13 protein-coding genes are annotated in these 14,373 nt (G+C 71.4%); 2 read left to right on the top strand and 11 right to left on the bottom strand.

Translation table 11 applies throughout. The annotated features are described in order from the left end of the window. Positions 1 to 37 precede the first annotated feature (37 nt). The 7 genes from ACFUNE_RS12600 to ACFUNE_RS12630 all read right to left on the bottom strand — a co-directional run bounded on the left by ACFUNE_RS12600 (position 38) and on the right by ACFUNE_RS12630 (position 5,299). The gene (locus ACFUNE_RS12600; RefSeq protein ID WP_383565614.1) at positions 38 to 370 is read right to left on the bottom strand and encodes a TcmI family type II polyketide cyclase; all 333 of its coding nucleotides are present in this window, start codon (positions 368 to 370) and stop codon (positions 38 to 40) included. 19 nt (positions 371 to 389) lie between these two features. Continuing rightward, complete coding sequence (locus ACFUNE_RS12605) at positions 390 to 869, bottom strand: SRPBCC family protein (protein ID WP_383565616.1); 480 nt, start codon at positions 867 to 869, stop codon at positions 390 to 392. Position 870: 1 nt separating this feature from the next. Next, positions 871 to 1,128 carry an acyl carrier protein gene (locus tag ACFUNE_RS12610; RefSeq protein WP_329225303.1) on the bottom strand — a complete coding sequence of 86 codons (258 nt, stop codon included), beginning with the start codon at positions 1,126 to 1,128 and terminating at the stop codon, positions 871 to 873. A 16-nt stretch (positions 1,129 to 1,144) separates the two neighbouring features. After that, positions 1,145 to 2,404 carry a ketosynthase chain-length factor gene (locus tag ACFUNE_RS12615; RefSeq protein WP_383565618.1) on the bottom strand — a complete coding sequence of 420 codons (1,260 nt, stop codon included), beginning with the start codon at positions 2,402 to 2,404 and terminating at the stop codon, positions 1,145 to 1,147. Then, positions 2,401 to 3,669 (bottom strand): beta-ketoacyl-[acyl-carrier-protein] synthase family protein, encoded by a 1,269-nt coding sequence (locus ACFUNE_RS12620; protein ID WP_383565620.1) that lies wholly within the window; start codon positions 3,667 to 3,669, stop codon positions 2,401 to 2,403. Before ACFUNE_RS12620 ends, ACFUNE_RS12615 begins: the two co-directional genes overlap by 4 nt. Next, on the bottom strand, positions 3,666 to 4,109 hold the full coding sequence (locus ACFUNE_RS12625) for a cupin domain-containing protein (RefSeq protein ID WP_383565622.1): 444 nt from the start codon (positions 4,107 to 4,109) through the stop codon (positions 3,666 to 3,668). The genes ACFUNE_RS12620 and ACFUNE_RS12625 overlap by 4 nt, the downstream gene beginning before the upstream one ends. 71 nt (positions 4,110 to 4,180) lie before the next feature. Beyond that, entirely contained in the window at positions 4,181 to 5,299 is a 1,119-nt protein-coding gene (locus ACFUNE_RS12630) for a TcmI family type II polyketide cyclase (RefSeq protein ID WP_383565624.1), read from the bottom strand. 271 nt (positions 5,300 to 5,570) lie between these two features. Here ACFUNE_RS12630 and ACFUNE_RS12635 point away from each other — a divergent pair, with 271 nt between their 5' ends. Further along, positions 5,571 to 7,205 (top strand): FAD-dependent oxidoreductase, encoded by a 1,635-nt coding sequence (locus ACFUNE_RS12635; RefSeq protein ID WP_383565626.1) that lies wholly within the window; start codon positions 5,571 to 5,573, stop codon positions 7,203 to 7,205. A gap of 35 nt (positions 7,206 to 7,240) precedes the next feature. On the opposite strand, the gene ACFUNE_RS12640 is transcribed toward ACFUNE_RS12635, so the two are convergent. Continuing rightward, positions 7,241 to 8,761, bottom strand: a complete 1,521-nt coding sequence (locus ACFUNE_RS12640) for an alpha/beta fold hydrolase (protein ID WP_383565628.1) — start codon at positions 8,759 to 8,761, stop codon at positions 7,241 to 7,243. A 454-nt stretch (positions 8,762 to 9,215) separates the two neighbouring features. On the opposite strand from ACFUNE_RS12640, the gene paaK reads away from it, so the two are divergent. After that, on the top strand, positions 9,216 to 10,505 hold the full coding sequence (gene paaK, locus ACFUNE_RS12645) for a phenylacetate--CoA ligase PaaK (protein WP_383565629.1): 1,290 nt from the start codon (positions 9,216 to 9,218) through the stop codon (positions 10,503 to 10,505). Between the two features lie 52 nt (positions 10,506 to 10,557). On the opposite strand, the gene ACFUNE_RS12650 is transcribed toward paaK, so the two are convergent. From ACFUNE_RS12650 to ACFUNE_RS12660, 3 genes are all read right to left on the bottom strand, one after another. Next, positions 10,558 to 11,475 carry a class F sortase gene (locus tag ACFUNE_RS12650; protein WP_383565631.1) on the bottom strand — a complete coding sequence of 306 codons (918 nt, stop codon included), beginning with the start codon at positions 11,473 to 11,475 and terminating at the stop codon, positions 10,558 to 10,560. 212 nt (positions 11,476 to 11,687) lie between these two features. Continuing rightward, entirely contained in the window at positions 11,688 to 12,188 is a 501-nt protein-coding gene (locus tag ACFUNE_RS12655; RefSeq protein ID WP_383565633.1) for a sortase, read from the bottom strand. A 646-nt stretch (positions 12,189 to 12,834) separates the two neighbouring features. Beyond that, positions 12,835 to 14,334, bottom strand: coding sequence for an acyl-CoA synthetase (locus ACFUNE_RS12660; protein ID WP_383565635.1), 1,500 nt, complete (start codon positions 14,332 to 14,334; stop codon positions 12,835 to 12,837). Positions 14,335 to 14,373: the final 39 nt, after the last annotated feature.

The raw sequence follows: 14,373 nt of genomic DNA on the forward strand, positions 1-14,373 counted from the left end.
GTACGCAGGTACCGGACCCGGGGCGATCGTCGGTTCGTCAGGCGGAGCCGTCGCTCTGCCACCGGTAGAACTGCTGGGCCATCGCGTCCTTGGGACCGCGCCAGGTCTGCGGGTCGTAAGGGCTCACGAAGGCGGTCAGCCGGTCGCTGATGGCCTTGAACTCCGGGTGTTCCATCACCTTGGCGATCTCCGGGCCCGGGGGCCGGTCGGACTCGATCAGGTGCAGGTACACGTCGCCGAACTGGAACAGGGTGCGCCTGTTCACACCGACGAGGTGGGGCAGATCGGTGTTGTCGGACGCCGCGAAGAGCTCCGCGATGTCCGGGGCGGACTCGGGCGCCATCCGGGCGACGATCAGTGCGTGGTGCATCCGGCTGCCTTTCGGGACATCAGTTGGCGGGGACCGCGGCGGAGCGACGCTCGCGGTCCCGCTGCTCGATCTTGTCGCGGATGAGCTCCAGCTGGACGCGCGAGTTGCGGTTGATGTTGTCCGTCATCCACGCGTCGTCGACCGGGGCGTCGGGGCGCATCGCGAAGTCCTGGCGCCAGTGCATGCGCGTGCCGCCCGGGACCTCCGAGTACTCCCACCGGATGTCCATGTGCTGGAACGGGCCCGGCTCCACCCGGCGGGCGCGTACGTTACGGCCCTGGCGGTCAGTGGTGCGCTCGGAGACCCAGCTCCAGACCTTGCCGTTGTCGTCGGGGTGCATCGTGAGGCGGAAGGTCGTCTTCTCGCCCTCGCGCTTCATGACCTCGACGGCCGCGTACTCGCTGAACAGCTGCGGCCAGTTCTCGAGGTCGTTCGTCATGTCCCAGACGAGGTCCAGGGGTGCGGCGATGGTGATCTCGTTCTCGGTGTGTCCGGACACGTCAGACTCCTGTCACTGGGGTGTTGTTCACGAGGTCGAGGAACTCGCCGGGCGTCTTGCACCGGTCGGCGTCGGCCGGCAGCGGGCGGCCGTAGCGGTTCTCGAGCGCGGCCACGATGCCGAGCAGCCCGAGCGAGTCCAGGCCGTACTCGTCGAAGGCCGAGCCGGGGCGGCCGGCCATCTCCGCCGGGTCGACCGTGAGGCCGGCGCCGTTCTTCATCAGGACGGCCAGTTCTTCGTAGGTCAGCTGAGCGGTCATGAGGGACTACTCCTTCTCAGTGCGGGGTGTCGGTGGGGCGGCGCAGCACCAGGGCCGAGTTCGAGCCCATCAGCCCGCGGCTCAGCACGAGCGCCGTGCGCAGTTCGGCGGGACGCGCCCGGCCGGTGACGACGTCGAGGTCGTGGCAGACCTCGAAGACGTTGGGCGTCGGCGGGATCAGCCCGTGCTCCATGGCGAGAACGGCGGCCGACGTGTCCAGCACGGGGGCGCCGCAGTAGGCGCGGCCGGTCCCGGTCTTGGGCACCGTCACCGGCACCCGCCGTCCGTGCGCGCCGAGGGCGTCGGCGATCGCCAGCGCCTCGGCCCGGTCCGCCGCGGGGACGCCGAGCCCGTCGGCGAAGACCACGTCGATCTCCTCCGGCGCGCAGCGGGCCTCGCGCAGCGCCCCTTCGATCGCCCGGGCCAGGCCTGCGCGGGAGTCGTCCCACCGTGACGCGCCCGTGAAGGTTGCGGCGTGTCCGGCCAGCTCGGCCCGGATCCTGGCCCCGCGGTCGCGGGCCGCCGTCTCCTCCTCGACCACCAGCATGGCTCCGCCCTCGGCCGGCACGAAGCCGCAGGCGTCCGAGGTGAACGGCCGGTAGGCGCGGGTGGGGTCCTCGCAGAGACTGAGGTCGTCGTAGCCGAGCTGGCAGACGACCGAGTACGGCGCGAGAGGTGCCTCGGCCGCGCCGACGACGACGGCGTCCGTTCCCCGCCGGATGGAACGCGCGGCATGCATGAGCGCGTCCAGGCCGCCGGCCTCGTCGCTGGCCACGACGGCGCACGGCCCCTTGAAGCCGCCCCGGATCGAGATCTGGCCGGTGCTGGCCGCGTAGAACCAGGCGATGGACTGGTAGGGGCCGACGAAGCGGGACCCCTCCCCCCACAGCCGTTGCAGCTCGCGCTGGCCGAACTCGCCGCCGCCGGATCCGGCGGCCGTGACGACGCCCACCTTGAACGGCGCGCCCTCGTAGTCCGCCCGTCCGAGCCGTGCGTCGTCCAGGGCCAGGTCCGCGGCGGCCATCGCGTAGTGGGTGAACCGGTCGGTCTGGACGAGGAAGCGCTCCTCGATGAACGCGACCGCGTCAAAGTCCCTGACCTCACCCGCGACCCGCAGCGGGAGGTTCTCACAGCCCTCGCGGGACACCAGGTCGAGAACGCTGACGCCTTCCTGGGTCTGCTTCCAGAAGGCACCGGCGCCCGTCCCGTTGGGGGCGACGACACCGATCCCCGTGATGACGGAGTTGCGGTGCGCCGGGGTTGCCGGGGTGTTCATGGGGTCCTCCCGCCTGATCGGGTCATGGCGACCGCGGACTGGAATCCGCCGAAGCCGCTGCCGACCGAGAGCACGCTGCGCAGCTTGAGGGGCCGTGCGGTGCGGGGTACGTAGTCGAGATCGCACTCAGGGTCCGCGGTCTCGTAGTTGGCCGTCGGCGGCACCGTCTGGTGCTTGAGGGCCAGGACGCACGCGGCGATCTCGATCGCTCCGATGGCGCCGAGGGAGTGGCCGACCATCGACTTGATCGAGCTCATCGGCACCTTGTACGCGTGCGCGCCCAGAGCCCGCTTCACCGCCGCCGTCTCGTGCCGGTCGTTCTGCTTGGTGCCCGAGCCGTGCGCGTTGACGTAGTCGACCTGCGATCCGTCGAGCCGGGCGTGCGCGAGGGCGGTGTTGATGGCCTCGGCCATCTCCAGTCCCTCGGTGGTCAGCCCGGTCATGTGGTAGGCGTTGCCGAACGTGGCGTAGCCCGATATCTCGCAGTAGACGGTCGCCCCGCGGGCGCGGGCGTGCTCCAGTTCCTCGAGGATGAGGACGGCGCCGCCCTCACCCATGACGAAGCCGTCCCTGCGGGCGTCGAACGGCCGGGAGGCGTGCTCCGGGTCGTCGTTGTTCGCCGAGGTCGCCTTGATCGCGTCGAAGCAGGCCACCGTGATGGGGGTGATCGGCGTGTCGGACGCTCCGGCGACACAGATGTCGACCCGGCCGTCCTCGACGGAGTGGAAGGCATAGCCGATCGCGTCGAGGCCGGAGGTGCAGCCGGTCGAGACGGTCTGCACCGGGCCGTGCGCGCCGACCTCCTCCGCGACCGCGGAGGCCAGGGTGCTGGGCGCGAACGCCCGCTCGAGGTGGGCGCCCGCCGGCCGGTGGTCGACGTCCCAGCGCGAACCGCTGCCGCTGACGGCGACGTAGTCGTGCTCCAGACGGGTGGTCCCGCCGACCGCGGTCCCGAGGGAGACCCCGATGCGCCACGGGTCCTCCCTCTCGAGGTCGAGACCCGCGTCGCCCAAGGCCTCCCTGGCCGCCACCAGGGCGAACTGGATGTAGCGGTCCGAGCGGGCGATCACTTCCGCGTCCAGGCCGTGGGCGACGGGATCGAAGTCGCACTCGGCGGCGATGCGCGAACGGAACTCCGCCGGGTCGAACAACGTGATGCCGCGTGTCGCGGTACGGCCGTTGGCGAGCAGGTCCCAGAACGCCGGTGCTCCGATGCCACCGGGTGCGACGACGCCGACGCCGGTGACGGCCACACGCCGGGTCATGAGGCCGCCCCCGTTCGTTCTGGCGGCGCGTAGCCGTCACTGGGGTCGCCGGTCTCCGTGACCTCGGTGTCCACGTGCCCGAGCTCGGGGCGGGGGGCGAGCGGGCCGAGGTGGAAGACCATGCGCGCCTCCACGTCACCCACGTTGCGGAAGCGGTGGCGGACGTGCGGCGGGATCAGCAGACCCTGGTCGGGCCGCATCGGGTGCGGCTCGCCGTCCAGGTCCACTTCGAGGAGACCTTCCACGACGTACACGAACTCCTCGGAGTACGGGTGGTAGTGCTCGCCGATGCGGTCACCGGGGGCGACGATGGCCAGGCCCATGAAGCCGCTGGTGGCGCCCACCGCTGTGGGCGTGAGCAGGGCGCGCAGGTCGCCCCCGCGCCTGCGGTTGGGCTGAGTCTCGCTGAGGTCCACGATGCGAGGCCGGTGGGTGGTCATGGCTGTTCTCCTCCAGGCACGTTGTGCGATGTGGCGGCAGCACGGGGGTGGCCGTGCTGCCGGTGACACGGTCAGGACTCGGTGGCCCGACGGTCGGTGATCAGGTTCATCTCGGCCTGCGCGAGGAAGCGCGCGGCTTCCTCGTCGTTCGTCGGCAGGCCGTTCGCACCGCCGTCGAGCAGCCGGCCGAGCATGGCGGCCTTGCGGTGGCCGCCGATGCCGAGCGCGTGCGCGGGCTTCGCACCGAGCGGGCCGCTCACTTCGAGGAGCCGCACCACGATGTCGTCGCGCTGGAAGATCGTGCTGCTCTCGATGGGGCTGGAGGCGTCGTTCGCCGTCTCCTCGTCCTGGCCGGCGAGCAGCCTGGCCAGTGCCATGCCACAGCCTTCCTTGGCCTGGTAGAAGAGCGAGTGCCGCTGCACGTCGCCGGCGGCGTGACGCCCTGCCGTCACGTGGTGGACGGTCGGGAGCGCCGCCCGGGTGAAGAACATCCGGGCGGAGTCGGGGTCGCTGAGGTCGCGGTCCTGCTCCAGGTAGGGGTTGATGGCCTCCTCGACGGACCTGACCTCCGGCTGACGGGAGACGTGGCGCAGAGCGGCCATGAGGTCGCCCTCGACCTCGACGGCTCGCACGACACGATTCCCGTGCATGAAGAGCGAAGTGCGGCGCAGCCGTGTGTTCTCGTCGACGCGCGCCTGCGGGGAGTCGTAGTCGGCGAGGATCTTCGCGACCATCTCCTCCGTGCCCGGTTTCACCGTGAAGGTGAGCGCGTGACGCACGACGCCGTCACCCAGCCGCGGTGCGGACTGGAGATTGCGCTTGGCGGGCTGGGGCGCCCCCTCGAACGCGACACCGGTCTCCCGCAGGACGCTGAAGCGGAGGGAGCGCGTGTCACGTACGCAGCTGTGCAGCGGCTGCACCGTGGCGACGTGCTCCTCGCTGTTCACCCAGGCGAGGAAGGGCGGTGCGCTCTCCCACTCACTGGTGATGAGCCACTGCGACGGGTTCTCGATGGACTGGCACAGCTGGTCGCTGATGTGTCCGGGGATCGAGGCCACCTGGTTGCGCATGTGCTCGTACGCCTCGAGGAACTGGTTCTGGGCGCCGTCGTGCAGGTCCAGCAGCAGTATGACCCGGAGCCTCGAACCGTCGAAGGCGGACTGAGATATCCGTTCCGAGAGGGTTGTCATCTTTCGCTCTCCTTCGAGACGGTGCGGCGACCACGCCCCGTGGCCCCTCGTCATCCGTCGGTTTCGGTGGAAGCGGCGCAGGTCTCTGCCCTAGGCACACGACGTCCGGCCCGCATCGCGGGCATCGCTCCCGCGACTGATCGTGGAACGCTGGTACGGGCGGCGCGAGATTTATGAACCGTTCAGGTGAGGCGTCGTCCGAAGCCCGGCCGAAGACCTCCCGCGAGGGCATGGACACTGCATCCGTCATGCGTCCGAGCTGGAGCAACTGATGAACGAGAACGTCGACCTACGCGTACCGGTCCTCATCGTGGGCGGCTCCCTGGTGGGCCTGTCCGCATCCCTCTTCCTGAGCCGGCTCGGCGTCCGCCACCTGCTGGTGGAGAAACACAGCAGCACCTCGACCCACCCCAGGGGGCGCGGCAACAACGTCCGCACGATGGAGGTCTTCCGGGCCGCGGGCGCGGAGCAGCTGATCAGGGACGCCGCATCCGTGCTGGCGGAGAACCACGGAATCCTCCAGGCCGGGTCGCTCACGGGCGACGACCAGGAGTGGCTGTTCAAGGAGATCGACCCGGGCGGCGGGCTCGCCAGGTTCAGCCCGAGCGGCTGGTGCCTGTGCAGCCAGAACGACCTGGAGCCCGTGCTCGTGGAACACGCCCGCGCGCAGGGCAGCGAGCTGCGGTTCTCCACGGAGCTGCTGACCTTCGAGCAGGACGCGGACGGGGTGACCGCCGTGGTGAAGGACCGGGAGACCGGGCAGCACACCACGGTGCGCGCGGACTATCTCGTCGCTGCCGACGGGCCGCGCAGTCCGGTCCGTGAGCAGCTGGGCATCGGCCAGACGGGCCCGGGTGACCTCTTCCACAACGTGAGCATCACCTTCCGCTCGCGCCGGCTCGCCTCCGTGGTGGGTGACCGGCGCTTCATCGTCTGCTACCTGACCGCGCCGGAGGCGGACGGGGCGCTGCTGCCCGTGGACAACGAGGAGCACTGGGTGTTCCATGCCCCGTGGCAGCCCGACAGGGGCGAGACGCTGGAGGACTTCACCGACGAGCGGTGCGCGGAGCACATCCGCAGGGCGGTCGGGGCGCCGGACCTGGACGTCGAGATCACGGGCAAGGCTCCGTGGCACGCGGCGGAGCGAGTGGCCGAACGGTACGGCTCCGGCAGGGTCTTCCTGGCCGGTGACTCGGCCCACGAGATGTCCCCCACCGGGGCGTTCGGCTCCAACACCGGCATCCAGGACGCGCACAACCTGGCGTGGAAGCTGGCAGCCGTGATCAACGAGGTGGCCGGGCCGGGGCTCCTCCGGACGTACGAGGCGGAGCGGCTGCCGGTCGCGCAGGCCACGAGCGCGCGCGCGTCGGCCCGTTCCGGCGAGCACAGCCACCCGGGGTTCGCGGGTTCGCCCGGCCCGGCCGGCGGCCGCAAGGGCGGCATGCTCACGGTCGCACTCGGTTACCGCTACGTGCGGGGCGCCGTGCTGGACGTCGATCCCGGCCTTCCGGTGGTCCCGGAGGGCATGGGCCTGACGGGCGAACCGGGCACCCGGGCACCGCACATGTGGCTCGGCCGGGACGGCGGGCGCCTTTCGACGCTGGACCTGTACGAGAAGTCGTTCGTGGTCCTGTGCGACGCCCGTTGTCCGGAGTGGCGTACGGCGGCTGAGGCGGTGGCGAAGCGCCTGTCGATCCCCTTGGACGCGTTCGGGATCGGTTCCGACCCCGGCGCGGACCTCCAGCCCGAGAACGGGGGCGACTGGGCCGCTTCACACGGCACCTCCGCCGAGGGTGCCGTGCTGGTGCGTCCCGACGGATTCGTGGCCTGGCGCTCCGAAGGCGCGGCTGCGGACCCGGAGGCCACGCTGTACGAGGTCATGCTGACTCTGCTGCACCGCGGCTGACGGGGCGGCGTCGGCTGACGGCTCAGCGAGGCCCGTCAGCCGACGCCGAACGCCCTGAGAGCGTCGAGGAATGCCTTCGGGGCGTCGGTGTGCACGAGGTGGCCCGCGTCGACGGAGACGAACTGCCCGTCGGGTATCTGCCGTGCCATCCAGGCCAGTTGCTCCTGGTCGACGTGGCTGCGAGAACCTCCGACGACGAGGGCCGGGGCGGTGATGTCACCCAGGCGCTCCCGGCCGGCGGGGTCCGGGGCGTTCAGCTGGGCGTCGATGGAGGTGACGACCCGCCAGTCGAAGTCGAGCTCTCCCGCCGGCCGCTCGGCCTGCGGCCGGGGAGGATCGAGCGGGAGCAGGGTCGGGGCGTCCTCGATGACGAGGGCCCCGATCAGTGCGGGGTGCCGCTCGGCGAGCAGCAGGGCGGCCGCGCCGCCCATGGAGTGCCCGATCACCGTGGCCCCGGACAGATTGCGGGCCTCCAGGAAGGCGTGCAGGTCGTCGCGGAAGAACTCGAAGGAGTAGCGGCCCGGCCAGTCGCTCAGACCGTGGCCACGGAAGTCCAGTGCGTACACCCGGTGACGGGCCGCGAGCTGTTCTGCGACGCCGGCCCAGTCCAGACTGCTGCCGCTCCGCCCGTGGGCGAGGACGACGGGCGGGGCCGAGGGGTCGCCCCAGGTGCGGTACGCGAGCCGGATCCCACCTGCCTGCACGCTGCTGACCTCGGGGTCGAGGAAGGCGGTGACGGCGCGGACGAAGGCTCCGGAGTCGTCCAGCCAGGGGAAGTGGGCCGCGCCCCGCTGGACGACGAACTCGGCTCGGGGGAAGAGCGCGGCGAGTTCCGCCGCGCGGTCCGGGCTGGGGCCGCCGTCGTACTCCCCCGCGAGGACGAGCACGGGGACCTGCAGCTCCCGCAGGGCGGCGACCGTGGCCTCGGCGTCGAGCCCACCCTCCGGGTAGTAGAGCGAGCCGGCCTCGGCGTTGCGCTGCGCGGGGGATCCGGCGGCGTGCGCCTGGGCCGCGGCGTCCCAGCGTCCGTACATGAACGGGCGGATACCGGCCCAGGACTCGGGCGTCGCACGTCCGGCCTGGATCTCGTCCAGTGCCGCCCTGGCCCCGGCGTACCAGGGTTCGTGGGCTCGCAGCTCGGCGGCGTCGCGCCTGTCCTGGTCGGTGGCGGGAAGGCCCAGGGTGCCCGTCCCGGGTGTGACGAGCGTGAGGGAGCGGAGCCGGTGGGGGTACTTCGCCGCGTAGAGCGCCGCGAGTTCACCGGAGGCGGAGTGGCCCAGCACGTCGGCACGTTCGAGTCCGAGGTGTGCGCGGAGCGCTTCGACGTCCTCGACGAGTCTGTCGATCCGGTAGGTCGACGGGTCCTGCGGGACAGCGGAGTCCCCGGTGCCGCGCAGGTCGAGCAGCACCAGCTGCCGCACGCGGGACAGTCCGCCGAGGTCGCCGAAGTAGCGGGCGGCCCGCATGGGCCCGCCGGGAAGGCATATCAGTGGTTCACCCTCGCCCACCAGGTGGTAGGCGAGGGCCGTTCCGTCGTACGTGTTGAAGATCGGCATGGCTCTCATCCAAACAGGGCGGGCGGCGCGTTGCGGGTGCGTACGCCCACAGCGAATCAGGTGACGGCGATCCCTGCCAGGAGACGGGCACAGGCGCGCCCGGCCGGAGGAGCTCCGGGTGCACGACGTCGACCGGGTCGCCGTGTGCTTTCGCCCACGCACGGCACCACGACGGTGGCCACTGGAACCGCTCCTTCGACAACGAGAACGGGGATTTCGACGGCAGCGGGCTCATGCGGAGTGCGCCACGCGTCGATCGGGGAGTCCTCCCGCCTGTTCCACCGGCCGCTCGGGCGACGACCCGACGACCACCCCGGACTCACCGAGCCGGCGTTCGGACCAGGAGTTTTCCACAGGCGGCACCTCCCCCTTGCCAGAACCCCCCAGCGCCTGAATTACTGCTCCCAGGAGGCGACCGAACGGTCGGTCGTCGGTCGGCGAGGGGATGATCCGTATGACCGCACTGCTGGACGCCGGCGAGCGGCTCGACCGAGGCGAGCTCGAAGCCCTGCAGCTGGAACGACTCCGGACCACACTGCGGCATGCCTACGAGAACGTCGATTTCTACCGTTCGTCCTTCGACAGGGCGGGGCTGCGGCCCGAGGACTGCCGGACGCTCGCGGATCTCTCCCGCTTCCCCTTCACCGTCAAGGCCGACCTGCGCGACAACTACCCGTTCGGAATGTTCGCCGTTCCCGAGAACCAGGTGCGGCGTCTCCACGCGTCCAGCGGCACGACGGGCCGGCCCACGGTGGTCGGCTACACCGAGCGCGACCTCGACACCTGGGCGGACGTGGTCGCCCGGTCGATCAGGGCGGCGGGCGGACGCCCGGGGCACAAGGCTCATGTGGCTTACGGGTATGGCCTGTTCACAGGGGGCCTCGGGGCCCACTACGGTGCTGAGCGCCTGGGCTGCACCGTCATTCCGGCCTCCGGAGGCATGACGGCGCGCCAGGTGCAGCTGATCCAGGACTTCCGGCCCGAGATCATCATGATCACGCCCTCCTACATGCTGACCCTGCTGGACGAGTTCGAGCGCCAGGGGGTCGATCCCCGCACGACCTCGCTGAAGGTCGGCATCTTCGGTGCCGAGCCGTGGACCGAGCAGATGCGCCGCGAGATCGAGGAACGGTTCGCCATCGACGCGGTCGACATATACGGGCTGTCGGAGGTGATGGGTCCGGGCGTGGCTCAGGAATGCGTCGAGACCAAGGACGGCCTGCACATCTGGGAGGACCACTTCTATCCGGAGGTCGTCGACCCGTTCACCGGCGAGGTCCTGCCGGACGGGGAGGAGGGTGAGCTGGTCTTCACCTCGCTCACCAAGGAGGCCATGCCGGTGATCCGCTACCGGACCCGGGACCTGACACGGCTGCTGCCCGGTACGGCACGCGTCTTCCGGCGCATGGAGAAGGTCACCGGGCGCAGCGACGACATGGTGATCCTGCGCGGGGTGAATCTCTTCCCCACGCAGATCGAGGAGATCGTGCTCCGGACGCCGGGGGTGGCCCCGCACTTCCAGCTCCGGCTGACCCGGCAGGGGCGGATGGACGCGTTGACCGTACGGGCGGAGGCACGGCCCGGCGCGACGACGGACGAGCGCGAGGCGGCGGCGCTGTCGATCGCGGCGGCCGTGAAGGACGGGGTCGGCGTGAGCGTGGGGGTCGAGATCGTCGAGCCGGAGACCCTGGAGCGGTCGGTCGGCAAGATCAGGCGCATCGTCGACCTGAGGGAGGCCGGCTGAGGCGGCCCGCGCCCCGGGGCCATCAGCGCGCCCCGGTCACCGCGGCCCCCGGTCACCGCGTCGCGGTCAGAGACGCGAAGACCACGATGTTGTCCTCGTAGCCGGCCTTCTTGCTGTAAGGGCCGCCGCAGGTGATCACCCGCAGTTCGGGCCGGGCCGAGGGGCCGTAGACCTTCGCGTCGGGAAAGTTCTTCTTGTCGTAGACCTCGACGGCGTAGACCGTGAACACGGCGGTGCGCTGATCGGCCCGGGCGATCTCGATGACGGCGCCCTTGCGCACGGAGCCCAGCCGTTGGAAGACACCGGGGCCGAGGCGAGTATCCACGTGCCCTGCGGTGATGGCGGTGCCCGTGGCGCCCGGCACAGTTCCACCGGCGTACCAGCCGGTGAGTACGGGGTTGTTGTCGGGCGGAGGCTCCAGAGCTCCCGCCGCGTCGAGGCCGAGCTCCATCATGGGCGCGTCGACCTTGACCGCGGGAATCCGCAGCCTCAGCGGCGTCGAGGGCGGGAGCGGGTGTACGGAGGGACGCGGAGCCGGGGTGGTGCCGGCCGGAGCCCGACCGGCGTCCTGGCCCTTCGTCGCGGGACTCGTGGGCACCGGGCCTGCCGGAACGGGCCGTTCCGGCAGTGGCAGCAGGGGCGCCGGACGGACGGGCGGCCCGGGCAGGAGTACCGGCGGCACAGAGGGGCGCCGCACGAAGGAGAACGGTTCGGGAAGGAGGCGGTCCGGGACCAGGTAGGCAGGGGCCCGCAAGGACGGGGCGGGCATCGCCGGGGCGACCGGTGCCACCGGGGCGGGGGCGGCGGCCGGTTCGGCGGCTGCCGCACCGGAGACCGGTGGCTGCGGGGGTGTGTCGTCACGCAGCCCGCCGGCCACGAGAGCGGTGCCCGCAACCAGGGCCCAGACGAGGTGCTTGACCGCCGGGAACGACGGGGGTGGGGTGGTTCTGGTCCTGCGCCCGGTATCCATCGCGTGTGCCTCTGCTTCGCAGCGGGTGGGTGGGGTGTCCGCCGGGCCGGACCGGTGCGGCGTCCGGGCCCGCGGACGTAGGTCGCACGGGGCCGGATCGGTGCGGCATCGCACGGGGCCGGACCGGTGCGGCATGCGGGCTCGCGGACGAAGACCGCAGGGAGGGAGCTACGGACCGGGAGGACGCTGCACCGCGGACGCAGATCGCACTATCAGGAGCGGGCCTCTGCGGTCCTACGGCGCATCCTGAGCACTCCCCCGGCCAAGGCCCCGGCCAGCAGCACGCTCCCCAACACGAGCTGCGTGTCGTGGTCGGTGGGGGATCCGAAACCGGCGTCGACCCCGCCGGAGGGCGCGCGGTCGGCGATCTCGTACGTGTCCGTGATCTTGATCCGCGGAGGGCACTTCACGGTGACGGTGTCAGTGCCGGGCCGGGTCCCCCTCGGAACCTCGAACACACCGACGAGCACACCCTTGCGGTCGCCCTCGAAGAGATGGAAGGCTCCCGCCACCTCCGACGTGCCCTTGCCGTAGGTCTCGTTGCCGCAGGCTCTGGTGCTGACGGTGACCTCCGAACCGGGCGAGGCCTTCGCGGGGCTGATGCGAATGGTCTGGTCGCCCGAGGGGTCTGCCGCCGCCTCCACGGCCGGGGCCGCGAGTGCGAGGGAGCCCACGGCCAGACAGATACCCGCACCGACGCGTGTGTTGCGCATGAGGAATCCTCCAACGGGAGCAGGGTCCGGCCGGTCTGGGCGGCACCTCTGCTGTGCCTCCGAGGCAACCGACAGTCCGTCACCCGCGCAACACGAGGCCTCACCCACCACGTCACCCGGCCAGGCGCTGGGCAGCGTCCAACAGCGATCGTTTGCGCAGGTCACCCGATTCGCACCGAGAACTGAGGCAAAGTCACGCTCGGGACGGCGAACGGGCTAAGGGTCCGCACGCGTCGATGGCACCCGCAGTTCCGACTGTCCTGTTCGAGGCCGTGGACGTCGCTCGGCTCCGGCTGGACGCGTGCCCGTGCGTAAGCCGTACCGCCGACCGGTGAACATCCGCTCCAAGGGCCCGGCCGCAGAGACCTGAGTGCCCCTCAGCGCACGGACCACAGGCGGCCCTGGCGCTCCCCAGCACACCGGCCACGGGCGGCCCGCCGGGGGCCAGGGCCCCCCTCGTAGCGGAACGGCCGGAGCGCGTCGGAGGAGTGCCGCGCCCGGACGGCCTCGGCGGCGGACCGTCGGAGGAGGCCGGTCCACCGCCCCCGGCGGACAGACCCCACCCCCGGCGCCGCGACGGCCGCACTCGGCGGGGCATCCGCCGGCCCGGGCCCCCTGTTCCCCCGCGACGCTCGCCCCGTGGCCGTCAGGAGAACTGGTCCCGCAGCTCCCGTTTGAGGATCTTGCCGCTGGCATTGCGTGGGAGTTCACCGACGAACAGGACCCTCTTGGGGGCCTTGAAGTGGGCGAGTCTCTTCCGGGCGTGCTCGATGAGCTCGGGTTCCGACGCCTCCCCCCGGAGCACCACGATCGCGGTGACGGCCTCGATCCAGCGCGCGTCGGGCAGTCCCACCACCGCCGCCTCGGCCACCGCGGGGTGGGTGTAGAGGGCATCCTCCACCTGCCGGGAGGCGACGAGCACTCCTCCCGAGTTGATGACGTCCTTCACACGGTCGACGACGGTGAAGTAGCCCTCGGGGTCGCGCACGGCGAGGTCGCCGGAGTGGAACCAGCCGTCACGGAACGCCTCCGCGCTCTCCTCGGGTTTGTCCCAGTAGCCCTGGCACAGCTGAGGGGATCGGTAGACCACTTCACCCGCCGTGCCGTCGGGCACCTCCTCACCGTGCTCGTCGACCACCTTCGCCTCGACGAAGAGCACGGGCCTCCCGCAGGAGTCCATCCGCCCTTCGTGCTCGTCGGGACCGAGGACGGTGGCGAGGGGGCCGATCTCGCTCTGGCCGAAGCAGTTGTAGAACGCCAGGTCCGGCAGCCTCTCGCGCAAGCGCTCCAGAACGGGCACGGGCATGATCGACGCGCCGTAGTACGCCTTGCGCAGTCCGCCGAGCCGGCGACTGGGGAAGTCCGGGTGGTTGGCGAGCCCGATCCAGACGGTCGGCGGCGCGAAGAGGCTGTCCGCCCTGCCCTCTTCGACCAGGTCGAAGATCCGTCCGGCGTCCGGGGCGTCGAGGATCGTGTTCTCGGCGCCCACCGCGAGGTAGGGCAGCAGGAACACATGCATCTGCGCGGAATGGTAGAGGGGGAGCGAGTGGACCGGCCGGTCGGTGGCGCGCAGGTCGAGCGCGGTGACGGCGCTGACGTACTCGTGGACCAGCGCTCCGTGGGTCATCATCGCGCCCTTGGGCTGGGCGGTCGTGCCGGAGGTGTAGAGCAGTTGGACCAGGTCGTCGGCGCCGGGTTCGCGTACGGGGGTGAAGGGGCGCGGCGTGTCCAGTTCGGCGAGGAGGGAGTCCGGCGCGTCGCGCAGCGCTCGTACGGCGTGGCCGTCGGGGACGCGTGGGGCGAGGCCGGGGTCGGTGAGCACGAGGGCGCTCCCCGACTGGCCGAGGATGTACGCCAGGTCCTCGCCGGTGAGGTTCTGGTTGACCGGCACATGGACCAGTCCGGCCCGGGCGCACGCCAGATAGGCGATCAGGTACGCGTCGGAGTTGTGGGCGTAGGAAGCCACCCGGTCGCCGGGGCCCAGCCCGTGTGTGTCGGTCAGCACAGCGGCCGCCGTACTGACCGCCTCGTCCAGGGCGGCGTAGGTCCAGGACCGCTCGGCGTACCGAACCGCGGTCCGTCCCGGGGTGCGCCGTGCGCTGCGCGTCACGACGCCGTCCACTGTGCTGCTGCGTGCACCTGTCATGGCGTGATCCTGTGCGGCGGACCGCCGGGGGTCAAGGGC

This window comes from Streptomyces sp. NPDC057287, assembly GCF_042667905.1.
In the GTDB taxonomy this organism is placed as follows: Bacteria; Actinomycetota; Actinomycetes; order Streptomycetales; family Streptomycetaceae; genus Streptomyces.

What these genes read in the sequence shown, in the direction of transcription:
- ACFUNE_RS12600 (WP_383565614.1), bottom strand. Translation starts at nt 370, where the DNA reads ATGCACCACGCACTGATCGTCGCCCGGATGGCGCCCGAGTCCGCCCCG.
- ACFUNE_RS12610 (WP_329225303.1), bottom strand. Translation starts at nt 1,128, where the DNA reads ATGACCGCTCAGCTGACCTACGAAGAACTGGCCGTCCTGATGAAGAAC.
- ACFUNE_RS12615 (WP_383565618.1), bottom strand. Translation starts at nt 2,404, where the DNA reads ATGAACACCCCGGCAACCCCGGCGCACCGCAACTCCGTCATCACGGGG.
- ACFUNE_RS12620 (WP_383565620.1), bottom strand. Translation starts at nt 3,669, where the DNA reads ATGACCCGGCGTGTGGCCGTCACCGGCGTCGGCGTCGTCGCACCCGGT.
- ACFUNE_RS12625 (WP_383565622.1), bottom strand. Translation starts at nt 4,109, where the DNA reads ATGACCACCCACCGGCCTCGCATCGTGGACCTCAGCGAGACTCAGCCC.
- ACFUNE_RS12630 (WP_383565624.1), bottom strand. Translation starts at nt 5,299, where the DNA reads ATGACAACCCTCTCGGAACGGATATCTCAGTCCGCCTTCGACGGTTCG.
- ACFUNE_RS12635 (WP_383565626.1), top strand. Translation starts at nt 5,571, where the DNA reads ATGAACGAGAACGTCGACCTACGCGTACCGGTCCTCATCGTGGGCGGC.
- ACFUNE_RS12640 (WP_383565628.1), bottom strand. Translation starts at nt 8,761, where the DNA reads ATGCCGATCTTCAACACGTACGACGGAACGGCCCTCGCCTACCACCTG.
- paaK (WP_383565629.1), top strand. Translation starts at nt 9,216, where the DNA reads ATGACCGCACTGCTGGACGCCGGCGAGCGGCTCGACCGAGGCGAGCTC.
- ACFUNE_RS12650 (WP_383565631.1), bottom strand. Translation starts at nt 11,475, where the DNA reads ATGGATACCGGGCGCAGGACCAGAACCACCCCACCCCCGTCGTTCCCG.
- ACFUNE_RS12655 (WP_383565633.1), bottom strand. Translation starts at nt 12,188, where the DNA reads ATGCGCAACACACGCGTCGGTGCGGGTATCTGTCTGGCCGTGGGCTCC.
- ACFUNE_RS12660 (WP_383565635.1), bottom strand. Translation starts at nt 14,334, where the DNA reads ATGACAGGTGCACGCAGCAGCACAGTGGACGGCGTCGTGACGCGCAGC.